Source organism: Pseudomonas sp. Pseusp16, assembly GCF_047324915.1.
Lineage (GTDB): Bacteria > Pseudomonadota > Gammaproteobacteria > Pseudomonadales > Pseudomonadaceae > Aquipseudomonas > Aquipseudomonas fluorescens_CD.
This window is the reverse complement of sequence record NZ_CP168522.1, coordinates 4456710-4476976: the sequence shown is the minus strand read 5'-3', so window position 1 is coordinate 4476976 and position 20267 is coordinate 4456710. Positions and strand designations below refer to the sequence as shown.

The 20267-nt window shown below is 60.7% G+C and carries 17 protein-coding genes; 5 read left to right on the top strand and 12 right to left on the bottom strand.

The window, feature by feature from the left end:
* Window positions 1-29 precede the first annotated feature (29 nt).
* The 8 genes from ACEN8Q_RS20365 to ACEN8Q_RS20330 form a co-directional block, all read right to left on the bottom strand.
* Window positions 30-2147: a TonB-dependent copper receptor gene (locus ACEN8Q_RS20365; RefSeq protein WP_413703653.1), complete on the bottom strand. Its 2118-nt coding sequence runs from the start codon at window positions 2145-2147 to the stop codon at window positions 30-32.
* A 191-nt stretch (window positions 2148-2338) separates the two neighbouring features.
* On the bottom strand, window positions 2339-2794 hold the full coding sequence (locus ACEN8Q_RS20360; RefSeq protein ID WP_413425502.1) for a DUF2946 domain-containing protein: 456 nt from the start codon (window positions 2792-2794) through the stop codon (window positions 2339-2341).
* Between the two features lie 21 nt (window positions 2795-2815).
* Window positions 2816-3295 (bottom strand): copper chaperone PCu(A)C, encoded by a 480-nt coding sequence (locus ACEN8Q_RS20355; protein WP_413703652.1) that lies wholly within the window; start codon window positions 3293-3295, stop codon window positions 2816-2818.
* A gap of 47 nt (window positions 3296-3342) precedes the next feature.
* On the bottom strand, window positions 3343-3741 hold the full coding sequence (locus tag ACEN8Q_RS20350) for a DUF2946 domain-containing protein (RefSeq protein WP_102669214.1): 399 nt from the start codon (window positions 3739-3741) through the stop codon (window positions 3343-3345).
* 252 nt (window positions 3742-3993) lie between these two features.
* On the bottom strand, window positions 3994-4722 hold the full coding sequence (locus tag ACEN8Q_RS20345) for a cobalt-precorrin-6A reductase (protein ID WP_413425506.1): 729 nt from the start codon (window positions 4720-4722) through the stop codon (window positions 3994-3996).
* Window positions 4719-5816, bottom strand: a complete 1098-nt coding sequence (locus tag ACEN8Q_RS20340; RefSeq protein WP_413703651.1) for a cobalt-precorrin-5B (C(1))-methyltransferase — start codon at window positions 5814-5816, stop codon at window positions 4719-4721. Before ACEN8Q_RS20340 ends, ACEN8Q_RS20345 begins: the two co-directional genes overlap by 4 nt.
* Window positions 5809-7020, bottom strand: a complete 1212-nt coding sequence (gene cbiE, locus ACEN8Q_RS20335) for a precorrin-6y C5,15-methyltransferase (decarboxylating) subunit CbiE (protein ID WP_413703650.1) — start codon at window positions 7018-7020, stop codon at window positions 5809-5811. Before cbiE ends, ACEN8Q_RS20340 begins: the two co-directional genes overlap by 8 nt.
* Before the next feature lie 143 nt (window positions 7021-7163).
* Window positions 7164-7823, bottom strand: coding sequence for a hypothetical protein (locus ACEN8Q_RS20330; protein WP_413703649.1), 660 nt, complete (start codon window positions 7821-7823; stop codon window positions 7164-7166).
* Between the two features lie 252 nt (window positions 7824-8075).
* Between ACEN8Q_RS20330 and cobG the strand changes: the two genes are divergently transcribed.
* The 5 genes from cobG (at window position 8076) to ACEN8Q_RS20305 (ending at window position 13473) form a co-directional block, all read left to right on the top strand.
* Window positions 8076-9383, top strand: a complete 1308-nt coding sequence (cobG, locus tag ACEN8Q_RS20325; protein WP_413705511.1) for a precorrin-3B synthase — start codon at window positions 8076-8078, stop codon at window positions 9381-9383.
* A complete protein-coding gene (locus ACEN8Q_RS20320; protein WP_015093293.1) occupies window positions 9376-10002 on the top strand; it encodes a precorrin-8X methylmutase in 627 nt (208 codons plus the stop codon). The genes cobG and ACEN8Q_RS20320 overlap by 8 nt, the downstream gene beginning before the upstream one ends.
* The gene (locus ACEN8Q_RS20315; protein WP_413703648.1) at window positions 9999-10733 is read left to right on the top strand and encodes a precorrin-2 C(20)-methyltransferase; all 735 of its coding nucleotides are present in this window, start codon (window positions 9999-10001) and stop codon (window positions 10731-10733) included. Before ACEN8Q_RS20320 ends, ACEN8Q_RS20315 begins: the two co-directional genes overlap by 4 nt.
* A complete protein-coding gene (gene cobJ, locus ACEN8Q_RS20310; protein ID WP_413425514.1) occupies window positions 10733-12442 on the top strand; it encodes a precorrin-3B C(17)-methyltransferase in 1710 nt (569 codons plus the stop codon). Before ACEN8Q_RS20315 ends, cobJ begins: the two co-directional genes overlap by 1 nt.
* 185 nt (window positions 12443-12627) lie before the next feature.
* A complete protein-coding gene (locus ACEN8Q_RS20305) occupies window positions 12628-13473 on the top strand; it encodes a hypothetical protein (protein ID WP_413425516.1) in 846 nt (281 codons plus the stop codon).
* A 197-nt stretch (window positions 13474-13670) separates the two neighbouring features.
* On the opposite strand, the gene ACEN8Q_RS20300 is transcribed toward ACEN8Q_RS20305, so the two are convergent.
* From ACEN8Q_RS20300 to purH, 4 genes are all read right to left on the bottom strand, one after another.
* The gene (locus ACEN8Q_RS20300; RefSeq protein ID WP_111284385.1) at window positions 13671-14267 is read right to left on the bottom strand and encodes a MarC family protein; all 597 of its coding nucleotides are present in this window, start codon (window positions 14265-14267) and stop codon (window positions 13671-13673) included.
* Between the two features lie 65 nt (window positions 14268-14332).
* Window positions 14333-17110, bottom strand: coding sequence for a response regulator (locus tag ACEN8Q_RS20295; RefSeq protein ID WP_413703647.1), 2778 nt, complete (start codon window positions 17108-17110; stop codon window positions 14333-14335).
* A 100-nt stretch (window positions 17111-17210) separates the two neighbouring features.
* Window positions 17211-18506 carry a phosphoribosylamine--glycine ligase gene (gene purD, locus ACEN8Q_RS20290; RefSeq protein ID WP_413703646.1) on the bottom strand — a complete coding sequence of 432 codons (1296 nt, stop codon included), beginning with the start codon at window positions 18504-18506 and terminating at the stop codon, window positions 17211-17213.
* A 148-nt stretch (window positions 18507-18654) separates the two neighbouring features.
* Window positions 18655-20262 (bottom strand): bifunctional phosphoribosylaminoimidazolecarboxamide formyltransferase/IMP cyclohydrolase, encoded by a 1608-nt coding sequence (gene purH, locus ACEN8Q_RS20285; protein WP_413703645.1) that lies wholly within the window; start codon window positions 20260-20262, stop codon window positions 18655-18657.
* Window positions 20263-20267 lie beyond the last annotated feature (5 nt).

Genomic DNA, 20267 nt, shown 5'->3' with positions numbered 1-20267 from the left:
CGGGCAAGCCCGCTCCTACAGCGATGCTCTTAAAAGCTCATGTCCACCTTGGTCCAGAGCGTGCGCCCCGGCTCCTTGATGGCTTGCGGGTCATTGGCGGGGAAGCCGAAACCGGCGTTGCCGGCCAGGTTCAAGTGCTCGGCGTAAGCCTTGCCGAACAGGTTGTCGACGCCGCTGCTGACCTTCCAGTTGCTGTTGATCCGATAGGCACCGTTGAGGGAAAACACGCCGAAACCCGGCGTCTTGTCGAAGTCCTTGCCGACCACGTTGCCTTTGTTCAGGTCGATGCGGTTTTGCGCGGCAACCACTCTCCACAGTGCCCCGGCGCTCCAGTTGTCTTCGCTGTAGGTCAGGCCGAAACGGGTATCCAGCGGAGGCGTCTGCGGTAACGCCGTGCCATCGCTGCTGTTCTTGCCCCAGGCGTAGGCCAGGGTCGCGTCGGCTTTCCAGTTGTCGGTGAAGTTGTAAGCAGCGCCCAGTTCACCGCCCATGATTCGCGCGTCGATGTTCTCGGCTTGCGAGGTTGTACCCATCATTGTCGGGGTGTAGTTGAACAGGATGTAGTCGCGCACCTGCCCGACGTAAGCCGAAGCCCAGGCCTCAAGTACTTCCGTCTTGTATTGCAGGCCGAAATCGAGCTGGGTGGTTTTTTCCGGTTTGATCGAATCGAAGGCATTCACCGAGCCGGCGGGGCCGAACTTGGGTGAAAACAGCTCCCAGTAATCCGGGAACCGCTGGGTGTGACCGAGGCCGGCATACACGGTGGTCGGGTTGTCGGCCAGGTCGTGCTCGTAGCGGATGAAACCGCTCGGCAGGGTATCGGCGCGGGTGTCGTCGGCGGTCGGATTCGGGCGGGTCATCATTCCCGAGCCGATGGTCTGCCGATAGTCCTTGGCCGAGGCACGGTCCAGGCGTGCGCCGCTGATCAGGCGATCACGGTCGGCGGCGTACCAGGTCAGTTCGCCGAAAACGCCGTAGTTATGGAAATCGGCATCCTTGGTGTACGGCAGGTCCTTGTAGGTGTCGATGCCCATGGCGCTGCGCTGGCGATGCTCGTTGGTCTGCGCGTCGATGCCGCTGATCAGCTGCACATCGGCCCAGCGCCAGGTGGCCTTGATCCGCGCACCGAGAGTGCGACGGTCGACGTTGGAGGCCATGGGACCGGCCATCATCCCGGTGCCGGACGGCGTGCGCAGGGTGTAGTTGTCCATCACGTGGTCGGCGTAGTTGTAGTAGACCTGCGCTTCGACCTTATCCAGTACGTCGCCGATGCGGGACTGCTCGAAACGCAGGCCGAGGCTTTCGCGCAGGAACTGCGAACCGTCCATGCCGCGCCCGGCGTACCGGGCTTCACCATCGCCACGGCCGGCGGTCAGCTCCAGCAAGGTGTCGGCGTTTGGCGTCCAGCCCAGCGCCACATCACCGTTCCATTTTTCATAGCGCGACGGCACGGTGTCGTTGTTGCCGTCCTGGTAGTCGTCGGAGTGTGCGGTGTTGCCGATGACCCGCACATAACCCGACTGGCCGCCGGCTGCGGCGTCCAGCAGTTTGTCGAAGCGACCGTAGGAGCCGGCCAGTACGCTGGCATTGACCCGTGTGCCGAGCTCGCCGAAGTGCTCCGGTTCGCGGTCGAACAGGATGGTACCGGCTGAAGAGCCCGGCCCCCACAGCACGGTTTGCGGGCCTTTGATTACGGTGAGCTTGTCGTAGGTTTGCGGCGAGATGTAGGAGGTTGGGGCGTCCATCCGGCCCGGGCAGGCACCGAGCATCATGCTGCCGTTGGTGAGAATGTTCAGCCGCGAACCGAACATGCCACGCAGCACCGGGTCGCCGTTGGTGCCGCCATTGCGCACCAGGGCGAAGCCCGGGATGGTTTTCAGGTAATCGGCGCCATCGCTGGCCGGCACCGGTTGGCGCGGGTCCTTGGGGTTGGTGACGATGGTCAATGGCGAGCTGGGTGCAACGGCGGTAATCACCGTCGGGCTCAGTTCTTCACTGTGACCGGCATGGTCATCGGCCAGCGCAGAAGGCGCCAGCAAGGCACCGCACAGGATGGCGGTGGCGTGCCCGAAACGAACAGCGGATTCGTTCAGGGCAAAGGAGGCTTGGGCAGGGCTCAAGCACGGGACAGCAGAAAACCTGGACATGACAATTTCCATCGAACAGTCGTAAACGACACGGCCGGCAGCCTGCGCAATCCCTGTGGGAGCGGGCTTGCTCGCGAAGAGGGAGTGACAGTCAACATTGATGCCGTCTGGCACACCGCGTTCGCGAGCAAGCCCGCTCCCACAGGTTGCTTTGGCTGTCTTGCGGACCGTGTGAAATCAGAAGTGAGTGTTTACGCGATGGCGGGCGGGGCGCGGGTGCGGGCGCCGGGAAAGTAGGTTTGCCGGGCATGGCCCTGGCGCGCAGAGGGGGTGGTGAAGGTGTTGACGGGTGGAATGACGAAGTTGGCGAAGGACACGCCACCGGTCAGCGCCGGGCAATTGAACAGCAGGCTGCAATAGCCGCACTTTTCCCACAGCACATGGTGCCCCGGGGCAGGCGGGCAGTGCTCGGCGGTGGCTTGCGTGCCATGGTCGGCATGCTCCATCGCCGACATGTCCATCGGCATGTCCATGCTCATGCCCGCAGGCATGCTCATCGACATGGCGCGCGAATCCATCGGCATCGACTGAGAAATCAGCGGACCGATAAAGATCATCAGCATGGCGAACAGGCTGATCCAGCTGCCGCGTGTCAGGCTCATTGCCTGATTTCGCGACCTGGGTGACCTGGCGCTAAGCGAGCGCATGGGCGTTTTCAGCTCAGGCGATTACGGCGTGTGCACGTGCGCTTGCAGGCTGTCCGGCGCCTGCTTCTGCACCGCGACTTCGACCGTCACGTCACCGGACTTCTCGAAGTGCAGCGTCATCGGGAAGCGATTGCCGTCAACCAGCAGGCTACGATCCTTGAGACCCAGCAACATCACGTGATAGGCCATCGGTGCGAAAGTGACCTCGCCACCGGCGGGCACTTCCACGCTCGGTACGTGCTGCATTTTCATCACGTCGCCTTGCATCAGGTGTTCATGCAATTGCGCTTCGCCCGCAATGGGGGTGTCGACGCTGAGCAGGCGGTCGGCGGTCTTGCCTTCGTTGTTGATCACGAAATACGCCGCAACGGTGGGCGCATTGGGTGGCAACTCCTGGGACCACGGATGCGCGATTTCCAGTTCGCCGACCTTGTATTCGTGGGCATTGGCAAAGCAGGCAGGCAGCAGCAACGCGGCCATAACGATGAGTTTGTTCAACATGGCAGTTCTCCAGAATGATTTGAAACGCAGGTCAATTGCGAAAAAAATCAAACCAGAGGGGAGGCGCGGGGGTTGAGACTCGGCCATTGCTGGCGCGGTGACGGACTTTCAAGAGAGGTCGCAGGCAGGCTTCGGTTGGACTCGAAGTGCGCGAAATACAGTTGTGGCGTATGCCCCGGCAGCGCCACCAATGGCGCAGAACCCGAGCAGCACCAGCAATGCTGCATGTTGGAATGATCGTCGCTTTGCGGGGCTTTCTGTTCCAGGTCTCCGATGGAAATCGCCACCATCCTGGTGCCGCTGGAGCTGCAGAAACTGCCCCACAACAACTGTTCGGCCGGTGATTTCACCGATTGCGCCATCGCTCCGGACATCGGCATGGCGAGCATGTTGAACAGCACTGCGAAGCAGGCTATCCAGGCAATTGCGAGCCGTTGTCGGGACATGGGACAAATCCGTTTGGGTGGGCGATCAGGCGCGGGCTATTTAGCCTGATCAGGGCCGATAAGTAAAAAGACGGCGTGCGGTGTGGTGTCGCAGCGCCGTCCTTTCGTAGCTTTTATGATAGTCGTGAATTTCAAAGTGCCGGTAGCGTTTGAGCTTTGTTCAGAATCCGCCGGACTATAGGGTTGGAACCACTGAATGGATAATCGATGTGCTCCGGAGACGTTGCAGGAATAGTTCCGGCGGACGGGGGATCAGGAACAGTCGAAGAGCGACAGGGCCGTCAGGATGTCTGTCACCGCTCCAAACTCCCGATCAACCCTTGGCAACTCCGGCCGCTTCAAAACAATCACCGGCACCCCCCGCTCACGGGCGACTTCCAGTTTCGGCTCGGTCGCCGTGCTGCCGCTGTTCTTGCTGATCAGCACGTCGATGTTTCGCCGCTCGAACAACTCACGTTCATCGTCGATCAGGAATGGCCCACGGGCACCGATCACTTCGCAGCGCTCGTTGCCCGGATACAGGTCCAGGGCGCGCAGGGTCCAGAACTGCCGTGCAGGAATCTCATCGAGGTGTTGCAGGGGCTCGCGACCGAGGGTGAACAGCGGTCGACGGAAGGGCTTCAGGGCTTCGATCAGTTCGGCCCAATCGCTGACTTCCCGCCAGTCATCACCCGCCTGGGCTTGCCAGGCGGGACGCCGTAGCGCCCAGCAGGGGATGCCGCTCAAGCGTGCGGCGGTCGCGGCGTTCTGGCTGATTTGGGCGGCGTAGGGGTGAGTGGCATCGAGCAGCAGATCGATACCTCCATCGCGAATGAATTGCGCCAGCCCCTCGGCACCGCCGTAGCCGCCGACGCGAACCTGGCATTGCAGATCCGTCGGTATCCGACCGATGCCGGCCAGGCTGTAGATATGCTGCGGTCCCAGCGTGCGGGCAATGGCCATGGCTTCGGTCACGCCGCCGAGCAACAGGATGCGCTTCATTCAAAGGCTCCCGCATGGCCAACAATCCCGCCCTGGCGATCGATGGCAAAGACTTCCACCTGAACCTGCGCCGGCACCACGCTGCGGGCAAAATCCAGGGCGTGCTGACAGACTGCATCACCCAGGGCGACCCCGGCTGCGGCAGCCATGGCCAGTGCCTGCTGGCTGGTGTTGGCCTCGCGGATGCTCTGCTGCAAGGCCGCATCGGCGCCGACCTGCGCCGCCCATGACGCCAGTTGCGGCAGGTCAATGCTTGAATGGCGACTGTGCAGATCCATATGCCCGGCCGCCAGTTTGCTGATCTTGCCGAAACCACCGCACAGGCTGAGTTTATCCACAGGCACTTTGCGCAGGTGCTTGAGCACGGCGCCAACGAAGTCGCCCATTTCGATCAGGGCGATTTCCGGCAGGTTGTAGACCCGGCGCATGGTGTCTTCGCTGGCGTTGCCGGTGCAGGCGGCGATGTGCAGGTAGCCGTTGGTTTTCGCCACGTCGATGCCCTGGTGGATCGAGGCGATGTAGGCTGCGCAGGAAAACGGCCGGACGATGCCACTGGTACCGAGTATCGACAGGCCACCAAGAATGCCCAGGCGCGGGTTCATGGTTTTCAGTGCCAGTGCCTCGCCGTTCTCGACATTGACCGTGACGTCGAAACCACCGCTGTAGCCGAGTTCGTCGGCCAGTCGGGCCAAGTGCTCGCTGATCATTTTGCGTGGCACCGGATTGATCGCGGGCTCGCCGACACCCAGCACCAGTCCGGGCCGGGTAACGGTGCCGACACCACGCCCGGCCTTGAAGCGAGTCCCCGGTTCGGCGCTCAGGCGCACCTGGGAGTAGAGCAGGGCTCCGTGGGTCACGTCTGGATCGTCACCGGCATCCTTGAGAGTTCCCGCTTCGGCGCCGTCCTCGATCAGCCGACAGAACTCCAGGCGCATCTGCACCTGTTTGCCCTTGGGCAACACGATTTCCACGGCATCGGCCGCTGTGCCATCCAGCAGCAGGCGCGCGGCGGCGAGGCTGGTAGCCGTGGCGCAACTGCCGGTGGTCAGGCCGCTGCGCAGAGGGGCAGGTTGTTCGGCGGTTTCATCACGCATCGAAGGGTTTCGTCACGTCCAGCAAGGTAATCGGCAAGGCCTGGCGCCAGGTGTCGAAGTCGCCCAGCGGTTGTGCTTGGGCGATATGAATGCGGGTCAGTTCCCCGCCGTGTTGCTCGCGCCAGGCCATCAGGGTCATTTCACTTTGCAGGGTGACCGCGTTTGCAATCAACCGGCCCCCGGGTTTGAGTCCGGCCCAGCAGGCATCAAGCACGCCTTCGCGGGTGACACCGCCGCCGATGAAAATCGCATTCGGCCGCTCCAGCCCGGCCAAGGCCTGGGGCGCGCTGCCGCGAACCAGCTGCAGGCCGGGAACGCCGAGGGCATCGCGGTTGTGTTCGATCAACGTTTGGCGGCCCGCATCTGCCTCGATGGCCAGTGCACGACAGCTGGGGTGAGCGCGCATCCATTCGATGCCGATCGAGCCGCAGCCGGCGCCGACGTCCCACAACAGTTCGCCGGGAGTTGGAGCCAGGCGCGCGAGGGTGATGGCGCGCACATCGCGTTTGGTCAGTTGGCCGTCGTGCCGGAACGCCGAGTCCGGCAGGCCGGCCAGTCGCGACAGCCGCAACGTGTTGGGCTCGGCGACACACTCGATGGCGATCAGGTTCAGGTCGGCGATCGGCGAATCGTTCCAGTCGCTGGCGATACCGTCGATGCGCCGCTCGGCTTCACCGCCCAGATGTTCCAGCACGGTGAGACGGCTGGGGCCGAAGCCGCGTTCGCGCAACAGTGCTGCGATGGCGGTGGGGCTGCGGCCGTCATTGCTCAATACCAGCAAGCGCACACCGCTGGACAGGTGGGCGCTGAGTGCGGCGACAGGCCGGGCCACCACTGAAAGAGTGATGACTTCCTGCAAGGGCCAGCCCATTCGTGCTGCGGCGAGCGAGCAGGAAGAGGGCGCCGGCAGAATAAGCATTTCATCGCTGGATAAATGTCGAGAGAGGCTGGCTCCCACCCCAAAAAACATCGGATCACCGCTGGCCAGGACGCAAACGGATTCTCCCTGTTTCGTCAAAACCGGTTCAAGGGCGAAAGGACTGGGCCACAATTGCCGTACACCGCGGATGCAGGCGGGCAACAAATCCAGCTGCCGTTGACCGCCAATGATCCGCGTGGCGTTCAGCAGAGCGTGTCGGGCATTTTTGCCAAGCCCCTTGAAACCGTCCTCTCCGATGCCTACCACTGTCAGCCAGGGGGTCATGCTGTTCCTCTTCTATCAATCGAAGCCAAATCATCGCGCTGTCGGTCTGTGTCGACCTGTGCGGTTGTGCATCATAGCTCGGTGTGGATTGAATTCGCCTGTTGTCAGCGGGAGAAAGCGTCATTGACGGTGATAGGGCACTATTACGGATGTATTGTTGGTACCTTTTGCAGGTCGAATCTCTTCATCCTGATTTCGCTCCGTTTGCGGTCTATGAGCGCTCTTTTGCTTTCGAGTACGTTTTTGTCAAGTTTCAGAATGGCTCGGTGCTGAATGATCTTTGTCGTCTGTTCTTCCGTGTGAAAAAATAGAAAGTTGCTCCTTTTTGTAGATGTCACCAATTCGAGATTAAAAACGGCGACTTCAAGAAAGCCCTTTGAGTCATAGCGTGCAGGTATTACCTGAAACCGCTCTCCCAAGAGACTTTGTTGGTCCAGTGAATACAGCGCGGGCTCGTCGGTTTTCAGCGCGTCGAGGGTGTCGATCATGGCGTTTCCTTGTCGGGTGTCCGGCATGGCTTGAGCGCTCTGGACCAGAAACTCCGCAATGCTGCTCGAGAGGGTGTGTTGAGTGCGGCTAAAGATGGCATCCTGAAAGACGGACCAGCCAAGAAAATTCAACGTTGTGACGTATTCATGCAGCCACTTTGTCGAGTTGGCAAAGCGACTGCTGACCATGTCTGCGGACCGGGTGGCTATCTGAGTGCAATGAGTGAAGTCGTCGTAATCTTGCAGAGAAAGTTGCTCGATGCATGAAATGAGATTGTGGGCGGTCAATGCTCCAGCCGGTGTTTTCGTGTTCATGTACTACTCCTTGTATATATCTATATTCCGTTGTTGTTTGTTTTGCATGTTGGGCAAACGTACAAGAGTGGCTGTGTGGTTTGAATAAGATTGATAGGTGAAATTGATTCTTGCTGTTTGCAAGCGAAGCAACTTTATGTCTGGGTCGAGAGTATTTCGTCGTCAAGCCGCTTGGGCTTTTCATCAGGCCGGACAAAGCAGGCATAATGCTGTCCTTCGTCTTGTACCGGTCGTCCTGTGAAGTCACGTCAGATACCCAACCGTTTGCGCCCTTCCGCCTGTCCCGGGTTGTTGCGTGTCGTCCAGGCATTGGATGGTGGCATTTGCCGGATCAAGCTCGACGGCGGCGCCATCCGTGCGCACCAGGCAATCGCTGTGGCTGATGCCGCCGAGCGATATGCCAGCGGTGCGATCGAGGCAACCAACCGGGCCAACCTGCAGATCCGCGGGATTGGCAACCAGCAAACGGCGTTGATCGACTGTCTGCTGGCTACCGATCTGGGACCACGCACGGCAGCTGGCGACGATGTGCGCAACCTGATGCTCAGCCCCGGCGCCGGGATCGACCGGCACATGCTATTCGACGCACGCCCGTTGGCAGGGCAGGTCCTCGCCACGCTGCAGAGCCACGAACCGTTTCACGACCTCAGCGCCAAGTTCGCCGTGCAACTCGATGGAGGTGAAGACCTGGCGATGCTCGAGCATCCCCATGACCTGTGGCTCTCGGCGTTTGAGCAAGACGGCGAGCGACGGCTGGCGTTCGGTCTGGCGGGATGCCCGACGGACAGCCCCGCCGGTTCGGTTGCACTCGACGACGGGCATGCGCTGGTGGTCGCGGTCCTTGAGTTGTTCCTTGAACTGGCGCGCCCCGAGCAGACGCGGATGCGCCATTTGCTGGCCGGGTATTCGGTCAAGGCCTTACTGCTTCGGCTGGCTGAGCGAGTACCGCTGCAAGCCGTTGTCCGCTGGCAGCGGGATTCGGGTGCCAGTGATTTGCATATCGGCGCCCATCCCCAGGCCGAGCCCGGTGTTGTCTATGTAGGGGCTGTCCCGCCGCTGGGGCGGCTCGATCCGGCGATGCTGCGAGGCGTGGCACGACTGGCACGCGAGTTCGGTGATTCCAGTCTGCGCTTCACGCCCTGGCAAAGCCTGCTGCTGCCCAATGTCCGTGCGGAAAACGCCGCCGAGGTCATTCGGCAATTGCAATGTCTGGGTTTGCAGTGCGAAGCCGATCAGCCCTTATCCCGGTTGATTGCCTGCACCGGTTCGAACGGCTGCGGTAAAGGCCTGGCCGAGACCAAGGGCGATGCCCTGCAACTGGCTACATTGCTGCAGCGTCACGGACAATCGCCGAGCGTGCATTTGAGCGGATGCGCGCGTTCCTGTGCCGCCGCGCATACGGCGCCCGTCACTTTGCTGGCCGTCGCCCCCGGTCACTACGATCTCTATTTTCGCGATGCAGCGCAGCCGGGTTTCGGCGCACTGCACGCATACAACCTTACTATTGAAGCGGTCGCGGCTCTGCTCGACGCCCGCTCACGGAGCCCCCTTGATGCTTGATTACATCCGCGACGGTCAGGAGATCTATCGCAACTCCTTCGCGATCATTCGCGCCGAGGCCAACCTCGACCGAATCCCGGCCGATCTGGAGAAACTCGCGGTCCGTGTGATTCACGCCTGCGGCATGGTCGAGGCCATCGACGGTTTGCAGTTTTCCGAAGGTGCAGGCAAGGCCGGGCGTGATGCACTGGCAGCCGGCGCGCCGATCCTGTGCGATGCGCGGATGGTCTCCGAGGGCGTTACCCGTGCACGGCTGCCAGCGAACAATCCGGTGATCTGCACCTTGCGCGATGAGAGCGTTCCGCAGCTGGCCCGTGAATTGGGCAACACCCGCTCAGCTGCTGCCCTGGAACTGTGGCGTCCGCACCTCGAAGGCAGCGTGGTGGTCATCGGCAACGCCCCGACGGCACTGTTTTACTTGCTGGAAATGCTCGACGCCGGTGCGCCGAAACCGGCGCTGATCCTCGGTTTTCCAGTGGGCTTCGTCGGCGCCGCCGAATCCAAGGCAGCGCTGGCGGCCGACAGCCGTGGCGTGCCTTTTGTCATCATGCAGGGTCGCCTGGGCGGTAGCGCCATGGCCGCCGCCGCCGTCAATGCCCTCGCCACGGAGATCGAATGATGCAACAACCTGGACGTTTGATCGGCCTCGGCGTCGGTCCCGGTGATCCGGAACTGATTACCGTCAAGGCTCTGCGCTTGCTGCGCGAGTCGCCTGTAGTGGCGTACTTCGTCGCCAAGGGCAAGAAGGGCAATGCCTTCGGCATCATCGAAGCGCACCTGCAAGACGCGCAGAACCTGTTGCCACTGGTGTACCCGGTGACCACCGAAGCCTTGCCGGCGCCGTTGTCCTACGAGCAAGTGATCAGTGACTTCTACGATGACGCTGCCGCAGAACTGGCCACGCATCTCGACGCAGGCCGCGACGTGGCGGTGATCTGCGAGGGTGATCCGTTCTTCTACGGCTCCTACATGTACTTGCACGACCGGCTCGCCCAGCGTTATCAGGCGGAAGTCGTGCCCGGTGTGTGCTCGATGCTCGGCGGTGCCTCGGTGCTCGGTGCGCCACTGGTGTATCGCAATCAGAGTCTGTCGGTGTTGTCCGGTGTGCTGCCGCAAGACGAACTCAAGCGCCGCCTGGCCGATGCCGATGCAGCGGTGATCATGAAGCTGGGGCGCAACTTTCCCAAGGTCCGCCAGGTGCTGGAAGAACTCGGCCTGGCCGAGCGTGCGCTGTACGTCGAACGTGCGACCATGGCCAACCAGAAGATCGTGCCGCTGGATCAGGTCGAGCCGATGTCCTCGCCGTATTTCTCGTTGATCATCGTTCCCGGTGAAAGGTGGCAAGGCTGATGACCCGTCCAGTTCCGGCGATTGTCATTCTCGGCAATGGCAGCCTCGCTACCGCACGCAGCATTCAGCAGGTGTACCCCGAAGCCACGATCCACGGCCTGGCCGAACGGGTCGACGGTGCGGATCGGGTCTATCACGAATTTGGCGCGACCCTGCGTGAGCTCTACCAACAGGGCACACCGATCATTGCTCTGTGTGCGGCCGGGATCGTGATTCGCACGCTGGCACCCCTGTTGCTGGAAAAGGGCGCCGAGCCTCCGGTATTGGCGGTGGCCGAAGACGGCAGCGCCGTGGTTCCACTGCTGGGTGGTCTCGGTGGCGTGAATGTGATGGCGCGGGAGATTGCCGCCGGACTTGAAGTCGCTGCGGCGATCACCACCAGCGGCGAGTTGCGTTTCGGCACGTGCCTGCTCAACCCGCCCAGCGGTTATGCCCTTGGCGATCTGGAGCTGGGCAAGCGTTTCGTTTCCGATTTGTTAGCCGGCGAAACGGTGCGCATTGAGGGTGAAGCCCCGTGGCTGGCGCAGGCGCAGTTGCCCGAAGATGCTCAGGCTCGACTGGCGGTGCATGTCAGTCATGCTGAACGGGCTCCTGCGGTCAACGAATTGTTGATCTACCCGCGCAATGTAGTGGTCGCTACGGATGCCGGCCTGGAGAACGTTGCGCAGGCGGTGCGCGACGCATTGCATCAGGCGAAAATCGCCGTGCAGTCGCTCGCCTGCCTGTTGGCTGCCGACACCGAAATGGCCAGCCCGGGGTTGCGCGAGGCGGCGCTTGAATTGGGCGTGCCGTTGCGCTTTGCCCAGGCTGAGATGGTGCTTGGCGAGCGTTTGAGTGCCGCCATAGGCCAGCCCGTTTCCATGCTTGGTAGCGACAATGTTGCCATTGCGGTGGCAGAGCAGCCGCTGGACCCGTTGCAAATTGGCCGTTCGCGTGGACGACTGGCGGTGATCGGGCTCGGGCCGGGCGCTGCCGACCTGATGGTACCAGCGGTGAAGGCGGAACTGGCCCGCGCAACCGATGTGCTGGGTTACGAAACCTACGTGCGCATGGCCGGGCCGTTTCGCGCCGATCAGGTGCTGCATTGCACCGACAACCGCGAAGAGATGCAGCGCGCCCGCCATGCTTTCGAACTGGCAGCCCAAGGGCGATCGGTGGTGGTGGTTTCCTCAGGGGATCCGGGGGTTTTCGCCATGGCTGCGGCGGTGCTGGAGGCGCTGCACGAGTCCAGTGACATCCATTGGCACAACGTCGATCTCGAGATTTTGCCGGGGGTTTCCGCCTCACTGGCGACGGCCGCCCAGGCTGGTGCACCACTGGGGCATGACTTCTGTGTGCTGTCGCTATCGGACAACCTGAAACCCTGGTCGATCATTGAAAAACGTCTGGATCTGGCAGCGCAAGCTGATCTGGCAATGGCGTTCTACAATCCGATCTCGCGCTCCCGACCTTGGCAATTGGGGCGTGCGCTGGAGATCGTCGGCCAACATCGCGCACCTGGAACGCCAGTCGTGTTAGGGCGTGATGTCGGACGCCCGGGGCAGGCATTACGCGTGACGACGCTCTCTCAATTGACTCCAGACCAGGTCGACATGCGGACCATGGTGTTGATTGGTTCATCTACGACTCGTGTGTTTCATCGTTCGCAAGGAATGTCGTGGGTTTATACGCCGCGTAGTTATGGCGATAAATTAAGCGAAATTAACTAAGTAATATGACGGTTTGGTGCAGCGTTGTTCGAGCTTGATCGCTCGACAATTGCTGCGTGTTTGTAAGGGTTGGTGGGCGTTTACATATGTCGACATTTAATCGGGTTTGATGGTGGTGTTTGGGTGGTTTAGATTCGTTTTGTCTCTGTTGGAGACTTAAGCGAACTTAAAAGGAACTGTCCGATATGGAAGTTGTAGAAGATTTTATAACTCACAGACAATGCACTGATATTGGGAAGGCGCGTCTTGCCAGGTCAAAGGCATTGTTGAACAGTGTAGCTCGTGCCAGAGCATTAATGTCGACCACTGCCTCAAGTTCACCCAAGGCGTTGGACGATTCGAGTCCTACCAAGGCTTTGGATGCTTTGGTTTTGGGTAATGCACTTATTGGTTATGGCGATAATATTTCGCTTGAGAATATGACAATTATCGAAAACCTCATAAAGTTTTCGAAGCTGGAGGCCGATCGCGAGACTAAAGATAGTCATAGCCCTGCCGCCTGGCACCGGGCTTTTCTCCAGTGTATGGAGGATATGGGCTGTTCTGTCCCCATCAACGCGAGTATCGAATACAAGAGGAGGGCTGGCAGCGGGACAATGAAAAATGTCGTCACCACTATTGTCCAGGCGGGCGTTGAAGCGGCAAAAGCGGCCATTCCAGGTGCAACCGTGCTAAGTGCCATCGCAGACAGCACATTGTCAGCATTGGAAAAAGAGCCTGAAACCATCAAGGTTTTCAACTATGAAGTTACCAGGGCCAAGGGTGTGAAACTGGCCTTGCTGCCTTGCGAGCAAACCAGGAACGGATTGGTCATAGTTTCGTTTTCATCTGTTAATCATGTTGGAGACCAAGTGGGTGGTGGGGTTTTGTTTTTGGATTTGAAAATTGCAGGTCTCGATATTTACCAGGGCTCCAACTTTCTTGCCTTTAATCCTTCTGCTTACGCTGAAGTAAAAAATGATGTCGAATTTATCCTGGCGCAGAATCGCAAAGAAGTGTTGGCTAAAAGATTTCCGCGACGCAGGCAGTGAACTCAATTAAGCCAGGGTCAGAGGCTGATTGTCTCTGGCCTGTTTGAAACATATAAGGATGTAGAGGGGGAAGGGTTACCCGGTTTGCATCATTGGGTGTTGCAGGGATTGCGATGCAGGCATCGTGCAGTGGTGAGGCACACGGATGTTTCGAGTCCACTAGCCCCACGACTTGCCAGAAACGGAGCGCTTTGTGTTCAAGGTACCAGGTACCCCTTCACCCCGGTAAAAATGATTTGCGCCGCCAGTGCGCAGACGAACAGCCCCATCAGCCGGCTGACAATCTGCAAGCCCTGATCGCCGAGTATGCGTTCGATGCGGCTCGACAGATAAAGCACCACCCCCACGGTGAAGCTGGCCAAGGCAATACTGACAATGGCGGTGAGCTTGTCGTCCCAGTGCGGCTGGCTCACGCCCATCACCAGCAAGGCACCGATGGTGCCGGGGCCGACGGTCAGCGGAATGGTCAGCGGGACGATGGTCACATCCTGCTGCACGTTGTCGGTCTGCACCGCCGATTTACCTTGTGCCATCCCGAGTGCCGAGATGAACAGGACGCTGCCTGCGCCAATGCGGAATGCATCCACGGTAATACCGAAAACGCTGAAAATCACTCGGCCGAACAAGTACAACAGCACGCTGGAGACCAGTGTGGCGACCGCCACTTTCCAGGCCAGCCGACGCTGCTCCTTGCGCGAATAACCACGGGTCAGGCTGATGAAGCAGGACAATACGAAGAATGGGCTGTAGAGCACCAGCATCTTCAAGTAAACGCTGAACAACACATGGAGCATGGTGCCGGGCTCACTGGCGAGGGAAGTCGAGGGGGAGTCTATCAGGGGTTGCGCAGTCTGTCGGCTCAGGACGTTTGGGTCGTTGCGCGATTCTGCTGGTCACGCTGGGCGACCCAATGCTCGATCAATTCTCGCAGCTGTGACAGTTCGACCGGTTTGGCCATGTGTCCGTCCATGCCGGCCTGGCGCGCGCGCTCTTTGTGTTCGGCCAGGATATGGGCGGTCAATGCCACCACGGGGGTACGGACCCGCTGGTTGCCGACTTCCCAGGCACGCAATTGCTGGGTGGCCGAGAAGCCGTCGAGGACTGGCATTTCGCAGTCCATCAGGACCAGGTCGTAGCGCTGGGCTTTCATTGCCTGCAAGGCTTCTTCACCGTTGCAGGCGGTGTCCGGTTGCAGATTGAGCTTGCTCAGCATGCCGCGGATCACCTTGGTCGAGATGCTGTTGTCTTCGGCCACCAGAATGCGGAAGTCGCTGGGGACCTTGATCGGCAGGGCAGGGCCGCTTGGCAGTGGTTGCGAGACGACCAGGCCTTTGTTGCGTTGGGTCAGCTCGTCGGCCAGGGTGGTCTTGAGGGTGTAGCCGGCCACCGGTTTGGCGAGGATGCGCTTGATCCCGGAGTTGCGCGCAATGATCTTGCTCGGCGCATTGCTGATGCCGGTGAGCATGATCAGCAGGATGTCATGGTTCAGGCTCGGGTCTTCCTTGATCTTGGCCGCCAGTTGCATGCCGGTCATGCCGGGCATGTTCTGGTCCAGCAGGACCACATCGAAGTAATCGCGCAAATGAGCCTTGGTGCGCAGCAGTGCCAGCGCTTCCTTGCCGGAAGGTGCGGCGCTGACATTCAGGCCCCAGGCGCTGCATTGCTGCACCAGCACCTTGCGACAGGTGTCGTTATCGTCCACCACCAATACCCGTGCACCCTGCAGCGGGCCGTCGAGGTCTGAGGTCGGGTGTTCGAGGCGATCCGGGTCCAGCGGCAAGGTCAGCCACAGGGTGCTGCCCTGGTTGCTGCCACTCTTGATTCCGAATTCCCCTTGCATCAAGCGAATCAACTGCCGGGCGATCACCAGGCCCAGGTTGCCACCCAGGTGGGTGGCCGAAAGGAAATGCCGGCTGTGCAGTTCGGCGTGCATCAGGGCGTCGCGTTCTTCGGCGTCCATGGGCTCGCCGCTGTCCTGCACCGCAATACGCAGGCGAGGTTTGGCGCTGCGCTCGTCGAGCGCCACGACGATCAGGATTTCACCTTCGTCGGTTTTCTTCAGGGCGTTTTCCAGCAGGCTCAACAGGGTCTGGCGCAGGCGCGTCGGGTCACCGCTGATCACCCGCGGCACTTGCGGCTGGATGAAGCTGATCAACTCGACGTTTTGCTGCTCGGCCTTGGCGCGAAAGATGCTCAGGCAGTCTTCGATCAGTGCGTTGAGGTCGAACTGCACATCGTCCAGCTCGATCTGCCCGGACTCGAGTTTGGATATGTCGAGAATTTCGTTGATCAGTGTCAGCAGCTCGTTGCCGGCGCTGTGGATCGTCTGCACATAGTCGCGTTGCTTGACCGAAAGCGGTGTGCCCAGCAGCAGCTCGGTCATGCCGAGGACGCCGTTCATCGGGGTGCGGATCTCATGGCTGATCTTCGCCAGGAACTCGGCCTTGGCGTTGATCTCGGCGTTGCTGGCCGCCAGGTCGCGACTGATGCTGAAACGGTCTTCGGTGATGCGGCGCTGGCGCTCGCTCAACGCGATGCTCATCAGCAGGCCGCTGATACAGATGAACACCAGCAATGTGGTGATCAGGCCATGGGGTTCGATCAGGGTCAGCCCCAACAGGGCGGGCAGGATGACCAGTGTCCCGAGATTGAACACCACCATGGCCGCCACGAAGAGGCGAGCCGGGCGATAACCTTTTTGCCAGTGGTAGGCGCTGATGAACAGCATGCTCAGGCCTGCCAGGGCTACCAGGCCGTAGGTAATGAAGTTCAGCGGCAAGGTATTGACGAACAACAGCATCAGGCCGCAGGCGGTGATGAGCAGGACCTCGCCGAGCAGCAACCGATTCAGCGGGTGCGGCCCGAGCGGGGAGAAAAAGCGATGGGCAAGCATCAGGCCGCAAGGCGCAGTCAGTAGCAGTGCCAGGTAAGCCCCCGGCGTTTGCAGTGCATGCCAGTCCGGTAGCCAGGGGCTGGCAAGGTTCAGCAACAGCAGCAGGCTGAGCATCAACAACCCTTCGCACGCCGCCAGCCAGAGGGCACTGCGCGAGCGGGTGTAGGCGTAGCGGATGAGATTGTGCAGGATCAACATGGCCATGCAACCGAACAGCAGGCCATAGATCAGCGTCTGGTTCTGGTTGGCAGCCGCGGTGATCGCCGATTGCAGGGTGATATAGGGCCGTAACTGGTGGTCAGAGGCCAGTCGCACGTATACATCGAGGGGGTTGTCGCTTTGCGGCAGGGCGAGCATGAAGTCGCTGCTGGGCAATGGCCGCTCGGATTGGTGCTGTTCGTTGCCCGTGCTGGATTGATCGATCAGCTTGTCGCCGTCCAGTACGTACATGTTGAACTGACGCAGGTCAGGCGCAAACATCCGCAGCAATTGTTCGTGTTTGCCCGGTGCCAGCCTGAATCGCAACCATAACGCACCATCGGGTTCGGCCGCGGTTATGCGGTCGGGTTCGATAGGGCTGAATTGATTGGTGTAGCGTGCGGAACGGATGTCGCTCAGTTGCAGGTCGCCCTGTTCGTCGAGCAATACCGCCCAGCCACTGCCTTGCGTGGCCTGGGCCGGTAGCATGCAGAGCAAGGTCAGCAAAGTGACGGTCAAGCTTATGGCAATCCTGAGCCAGCGCACGGCGAAATCCCTTCGTTAGGTTGATGCCAGAATATAACGATGCGCGGCGCCGGAATAGCCAGGCAATAAACCGTGTTCATTGCCTGGCGCGGTGTTTACCTTATTCCTGATTTTCGCCACGCTCGCGGGCAATGGCGCGGTAGCCAATGTCCTTGCGATAGAAACAGCCTTCCCAGTCAATCGCTGCCGCCAGCCTGTAGGCCTGCTGCTGTGCGGCGTCGACGCTGGCACCCATGGCTGTGGCGCACAATACACGACCACCGGCCGTCACTACCTGACCATCCTTGAGCGCAGTGCCGGCGTGGAAAACCTTGCCTTCCAGTGCGGAGGCTGCTTCCAGCCCCTTGATGGCTGCGCCTTTGGCGTAGTCACCAGGATAGCCGCCAGCGGCCAGGACGATGCCGACGCTCGGGCGTGGATCCCATTGCGCTTCAACTTTATCCAGCGCCTTGGCCAGGGCGGCTTCGACCAGCAGCACCAGGCTCGACTGCAGACGCAGCATCACCGGTTGGGTCTCAGGGTCACCGAAACGGCAGTTGAATTCGATGACTTTTGGGTTACCAGCCTTGTCGATCATCAGACCGGCGTACAGGAAGCCAGTGTAGACGTTGCCTTCCTCGGCCATGCCGCGCACGGTCGGCCAGATCACCAGGTCCATGACGCGCTTGTGCACGTCGGCGGTGACCACTGGCGCCGGGGAGTAAGCACCCATGCCGCCGGTGTTTGGACCGGTGTCGCCGTCGCCGACGCGTTTGTGGTCCTGGCTGGTGGCCATCGGCAGCACGTTCTTGCCGTCGACCATGACGATGAAGCTGGCTTCTTCGCCGTCCAGGAACTCTTCGATGACCACGCGCGAACCCGCATCGCCAAAGGCATTGCCCGCCAGCATGTCGCGCACGGCGTCTTCGGCTTCGGCCAGGGTCATGGCGACGATCACGCCTTTACCGGCGGCCAGACCGTCGGCCTTGATCACGATCGGAGCGCCTTTTTCACGCAGGTAAGCGAGGGCCGGCTCGATTTCGGTGAAATTCTGGTAGTCGGCAGTCGGGATCTTGTGACGAGCCAGGAAATCCTTGGTGAAGGCTTTCGAACCTTCCAGCTGCGCAGCACCAGCCGTCGGGCCGAAGCAGTCGAGACCGCGGCTGCGGAACAGATCCACAACACCGGCAACCAGCGGCACTTCAGGGCCGACGATGGTCAGGGAAACGTTTTTCTCGGCAAAGTCTGCCAGTTGCTCAAGTGCCAGTACGCCGATGGCGACGTTCTCGCACTTGGCTTCGATGGCGGTACCGGCGTTGCCCGGAGCCACGAACACCTTCTGCACGCGCGGATCCTGAGCCACTTTCCAGGCCAGGGCGTGTTCACGGCCACCGCTGCCAATGATCAAAACATTCATTTCAAAAACCTCGGATGACGCAAATCTGGGAACTGTAGGAGCGAGCTTGCTCGCGATGGTGGTTAACGATAACGCTGGGTGTCTGAATCAACGCGGCGTCTTATCGTTCATCGCGAGCAAGCTCGCTCCTACAGGGGAAGCCGTTCTATTAGTGACGGAAGTGGCGCATGCCGGTGAATACCATTGCAATGCCAGCTTCGTCAGCGGCTGCAATCACTTCATTGTCACGCATCGAGCCGCCTGGCTGGATCACCGCAGTGATACCGGCCTTGGCCGCATTGTCGATGCCATCGCGGAACGGGAAGAAGGCGTCGGACGCCATGACCGCACCTTGAACCTGCAAACCAGCATGCTCAGCCTTGATTGCAGCAATACGCGCGGAGTTCACGCGGCTCATCTGGCCGGCGCCGACACCGATGGTCTGGCGGTTCTTGGCGTAGACAATGGCGTTGGACTTCACGTACTTGGCGACTTTCCAGGCGAAGATCAGGTCGTGGATTTCCTGTTCGGTCGGTGCGCGTTTTGTCACGACCTTGAGGTCATCGGCGCCGATCATGCCGATGTCACGGCTTTGTACCAGCAGGCCACCGTTGACGCGCTTGTAGTCCCAGGCCGCGGCGCGGTCAGCCGACCACTCGCCGCAGGCCAGCAGGCGTACGTTGGCTTTGGCGGCGACAATGGCGCGGGCTTCTGCGCTGACGCTCGGGGCGATGATCACTTCGACGAACTGACGCTCGACGATGGCCTTGGCGGTCTCGGCATCCAGTTCGCGGTTGAAGGCGATGATGCCGCCGAAGGCGGATTCGGTGTCGGTGGCGTAGGCCAGGTCGTAGGCCTTGCGGATGCCGCCTTCGGCGTCCGGGCTGACAGCCACGCCGCACGGGTTGGCGTGCTTGACGATCACGCAAGCCGGCTTGACGAAGCTCTTCACGCATTCCAGCGCGGCGTCGGTGTCGGCCACGTTGTTGTACGACAGTTCCTTGCCTTGCAGTTGGGTCGCGGTGGCGATGCCGACTTCGGCGGGCTTGGCTTCAACATAGAACGCCGCGCTCTGGTGCGGGTTCTCGCCGTAGCGCATTTCCTGGGCCTTGATGAACTGGCTGTTGAAGGTGCGCGGGAACTCGCTGCGACCTTCGGTGCTCAGGGTGTCGGCAGCCTGGTTCACGGTGCCCATGTAGTTGGCGATCATGCCGTCGTAGGCGGCGGTGTGCTCGAAGGCCTTGAGCATCAGGTCGAAACGCTGGGCGTAGGTCAGGCCGCCGGCCTTGAGGTTTTCCAGGACGCTGGCGTAATCGCTGGCGTTGACCACGATGGCCACGTCCTTGTGGTTCTTGGCCGCTGAACGGACCATGGTCGGGCCGCCGATGTCGATGTTCTCGATGGCGGTCGGCAGGTCGCAGCCAGGCTTGTTGATGGTGGCTTCGAACGGGTACAGGTTGACCGCTACCAGATCGATCGGCTTGATGCCGTGCTCGTTCATGATGGCGTCGTCGATACCGCGACGACCGAGGATCCCGCCGTGGATTTTCGGGTGCAGGGTCTTCACCCGGCCGTCCATCATCTCGGCAAAACCGGTGTAATCAGCGACTTCCACTGCGGCAACGCCGTTGTCCTGCAGCAGCTTGAACGTTCCGCCGGTGGAGAGGATCTCGACGCCCAGGGCTTCAAGCTCCTTGGCGAATTCGAGGATCCCGGTCTTGTCGGAAACGCTGATCAGGGCGCGGCGGATCGGCAGGCGGGTAGTCTGGTCGGTCATCTCAA

What these genes read in the sequence shown, in the direction of transcription:
- cbiE (WP_413703650.1), bottom strand. Translation starts at nt 7,020, where the DNA reads ATGACCCCCTGGCTGACAGTGGTAGGCATCGGAGAGGACGGTTTCAAG.
- ACEN8Q_RS20340 (WP_413703651.1), bottom strand. Translation starts at nt 5,816, where the DNA reads ATGCGTGATGAAACCGCCGAACAACCTGCCCCTCTGCGCAGCGGCCTG.
- ACEN8Q_RS20360 (WP_413425502.1), bottom strand. Translation starts at nt 2,794, where the DNA reads ATGCGCTCGCTTAGCGCCAGGTCACCCAGGTCGCGAAATCAGGCAATG.
- purH (WP_413703645.1), bottom strand. Translation starts at nt 20,262, where the DNA reads ATGACCGACCAGACTACCCGCCTGCCGATCCGCCGCGCCCTGATCAGC.
- ACEN8Q_RS20300 (WP_111284385.1), bottom strand. Translation starts at nt 14,267, where the DNA reads ATGCTCCATGTGTTGTTCAGCGTTTACTTGAAGATGCTGGTGCTCTAC.
- ACEN8Q_RS20355 (WP_413703652.1), bottom strand. Translation starts at nt 3,295, where the DNA reads ATGTTGAACAAACTCATCGTTATGGCCGCGTTGCTGCTGCCTGCCTGC.
- cobJ (WP_413425514.1), top strand. Translation starts at nt 10,733, where the DNA reads ATGACCCGTCCAGTTCCGGCGATTGTCATTCTCGGCAATGGCAGCCTC.
- purD (WP_413703646.1), bottom strand. Translation starts at nt 18,506, where the DNA reads ATGAATGTTTTGATCATTGGCAGCGGTGGCCGTGAACACGCCCTGGCC.
- ACEN8Q_RS20350 (WP_102669214.1), bottom strand. Translation starts at nt 3,741, where the DNA reads ATGTCCCGACAACGGCTCGCAATTGCCTGGATAGCCTGCTTCGCAGTG.
- ACEN8Q_RS20305 (WP_413425516.1), top strand. Translation starts at nt 12,628, where the DNA reads ATGGAAGTTGTAGAAGATTTTATAACTCACAGACAATGCACTGATATT.
- ACEN8Q_RS20320 (WP_015093293.1), top strand. Translation starts at nt 9,376, where the DNA reads ATGCTTGATTACATCCGCGACGGTCAGGAGATCTATCGCAACTCCTTC.
- ACEN8Q_RS20345 (WP_413425506.1), bottom strand. Translation starts at nt 4,722, where the DNA reads ATGAAGCGCATCCTGTTGCTCGGCGGCGTGACCGAAGCCATGGCCATT.
- ACEN8Q_RS20330 (WP_413703649.1), bottom strand. Translation starts at nt 7,823, where the DNA reads ATGAACACGAAAACACCGGCTGGAGCATTGACCGCCCACAATCTCATT.
- ACEN8Q_RS20315 (WP_413703648.1), top strand. Translation starts at nt 9,999, where the DNA reads ATGATGCAACAACCTGGACGTTTGATCGGCCTCGGCGTCGGTCCCGGT.
- ACEN8Q_RS20365 (WP_413703653.1), bottom strand. Translation starts at nt 2,147, where the DNA reads ATGTCCAGGTTTTCTGCTGTCCCGTGCTTGAGCCCTGCCCAAGCCTCC.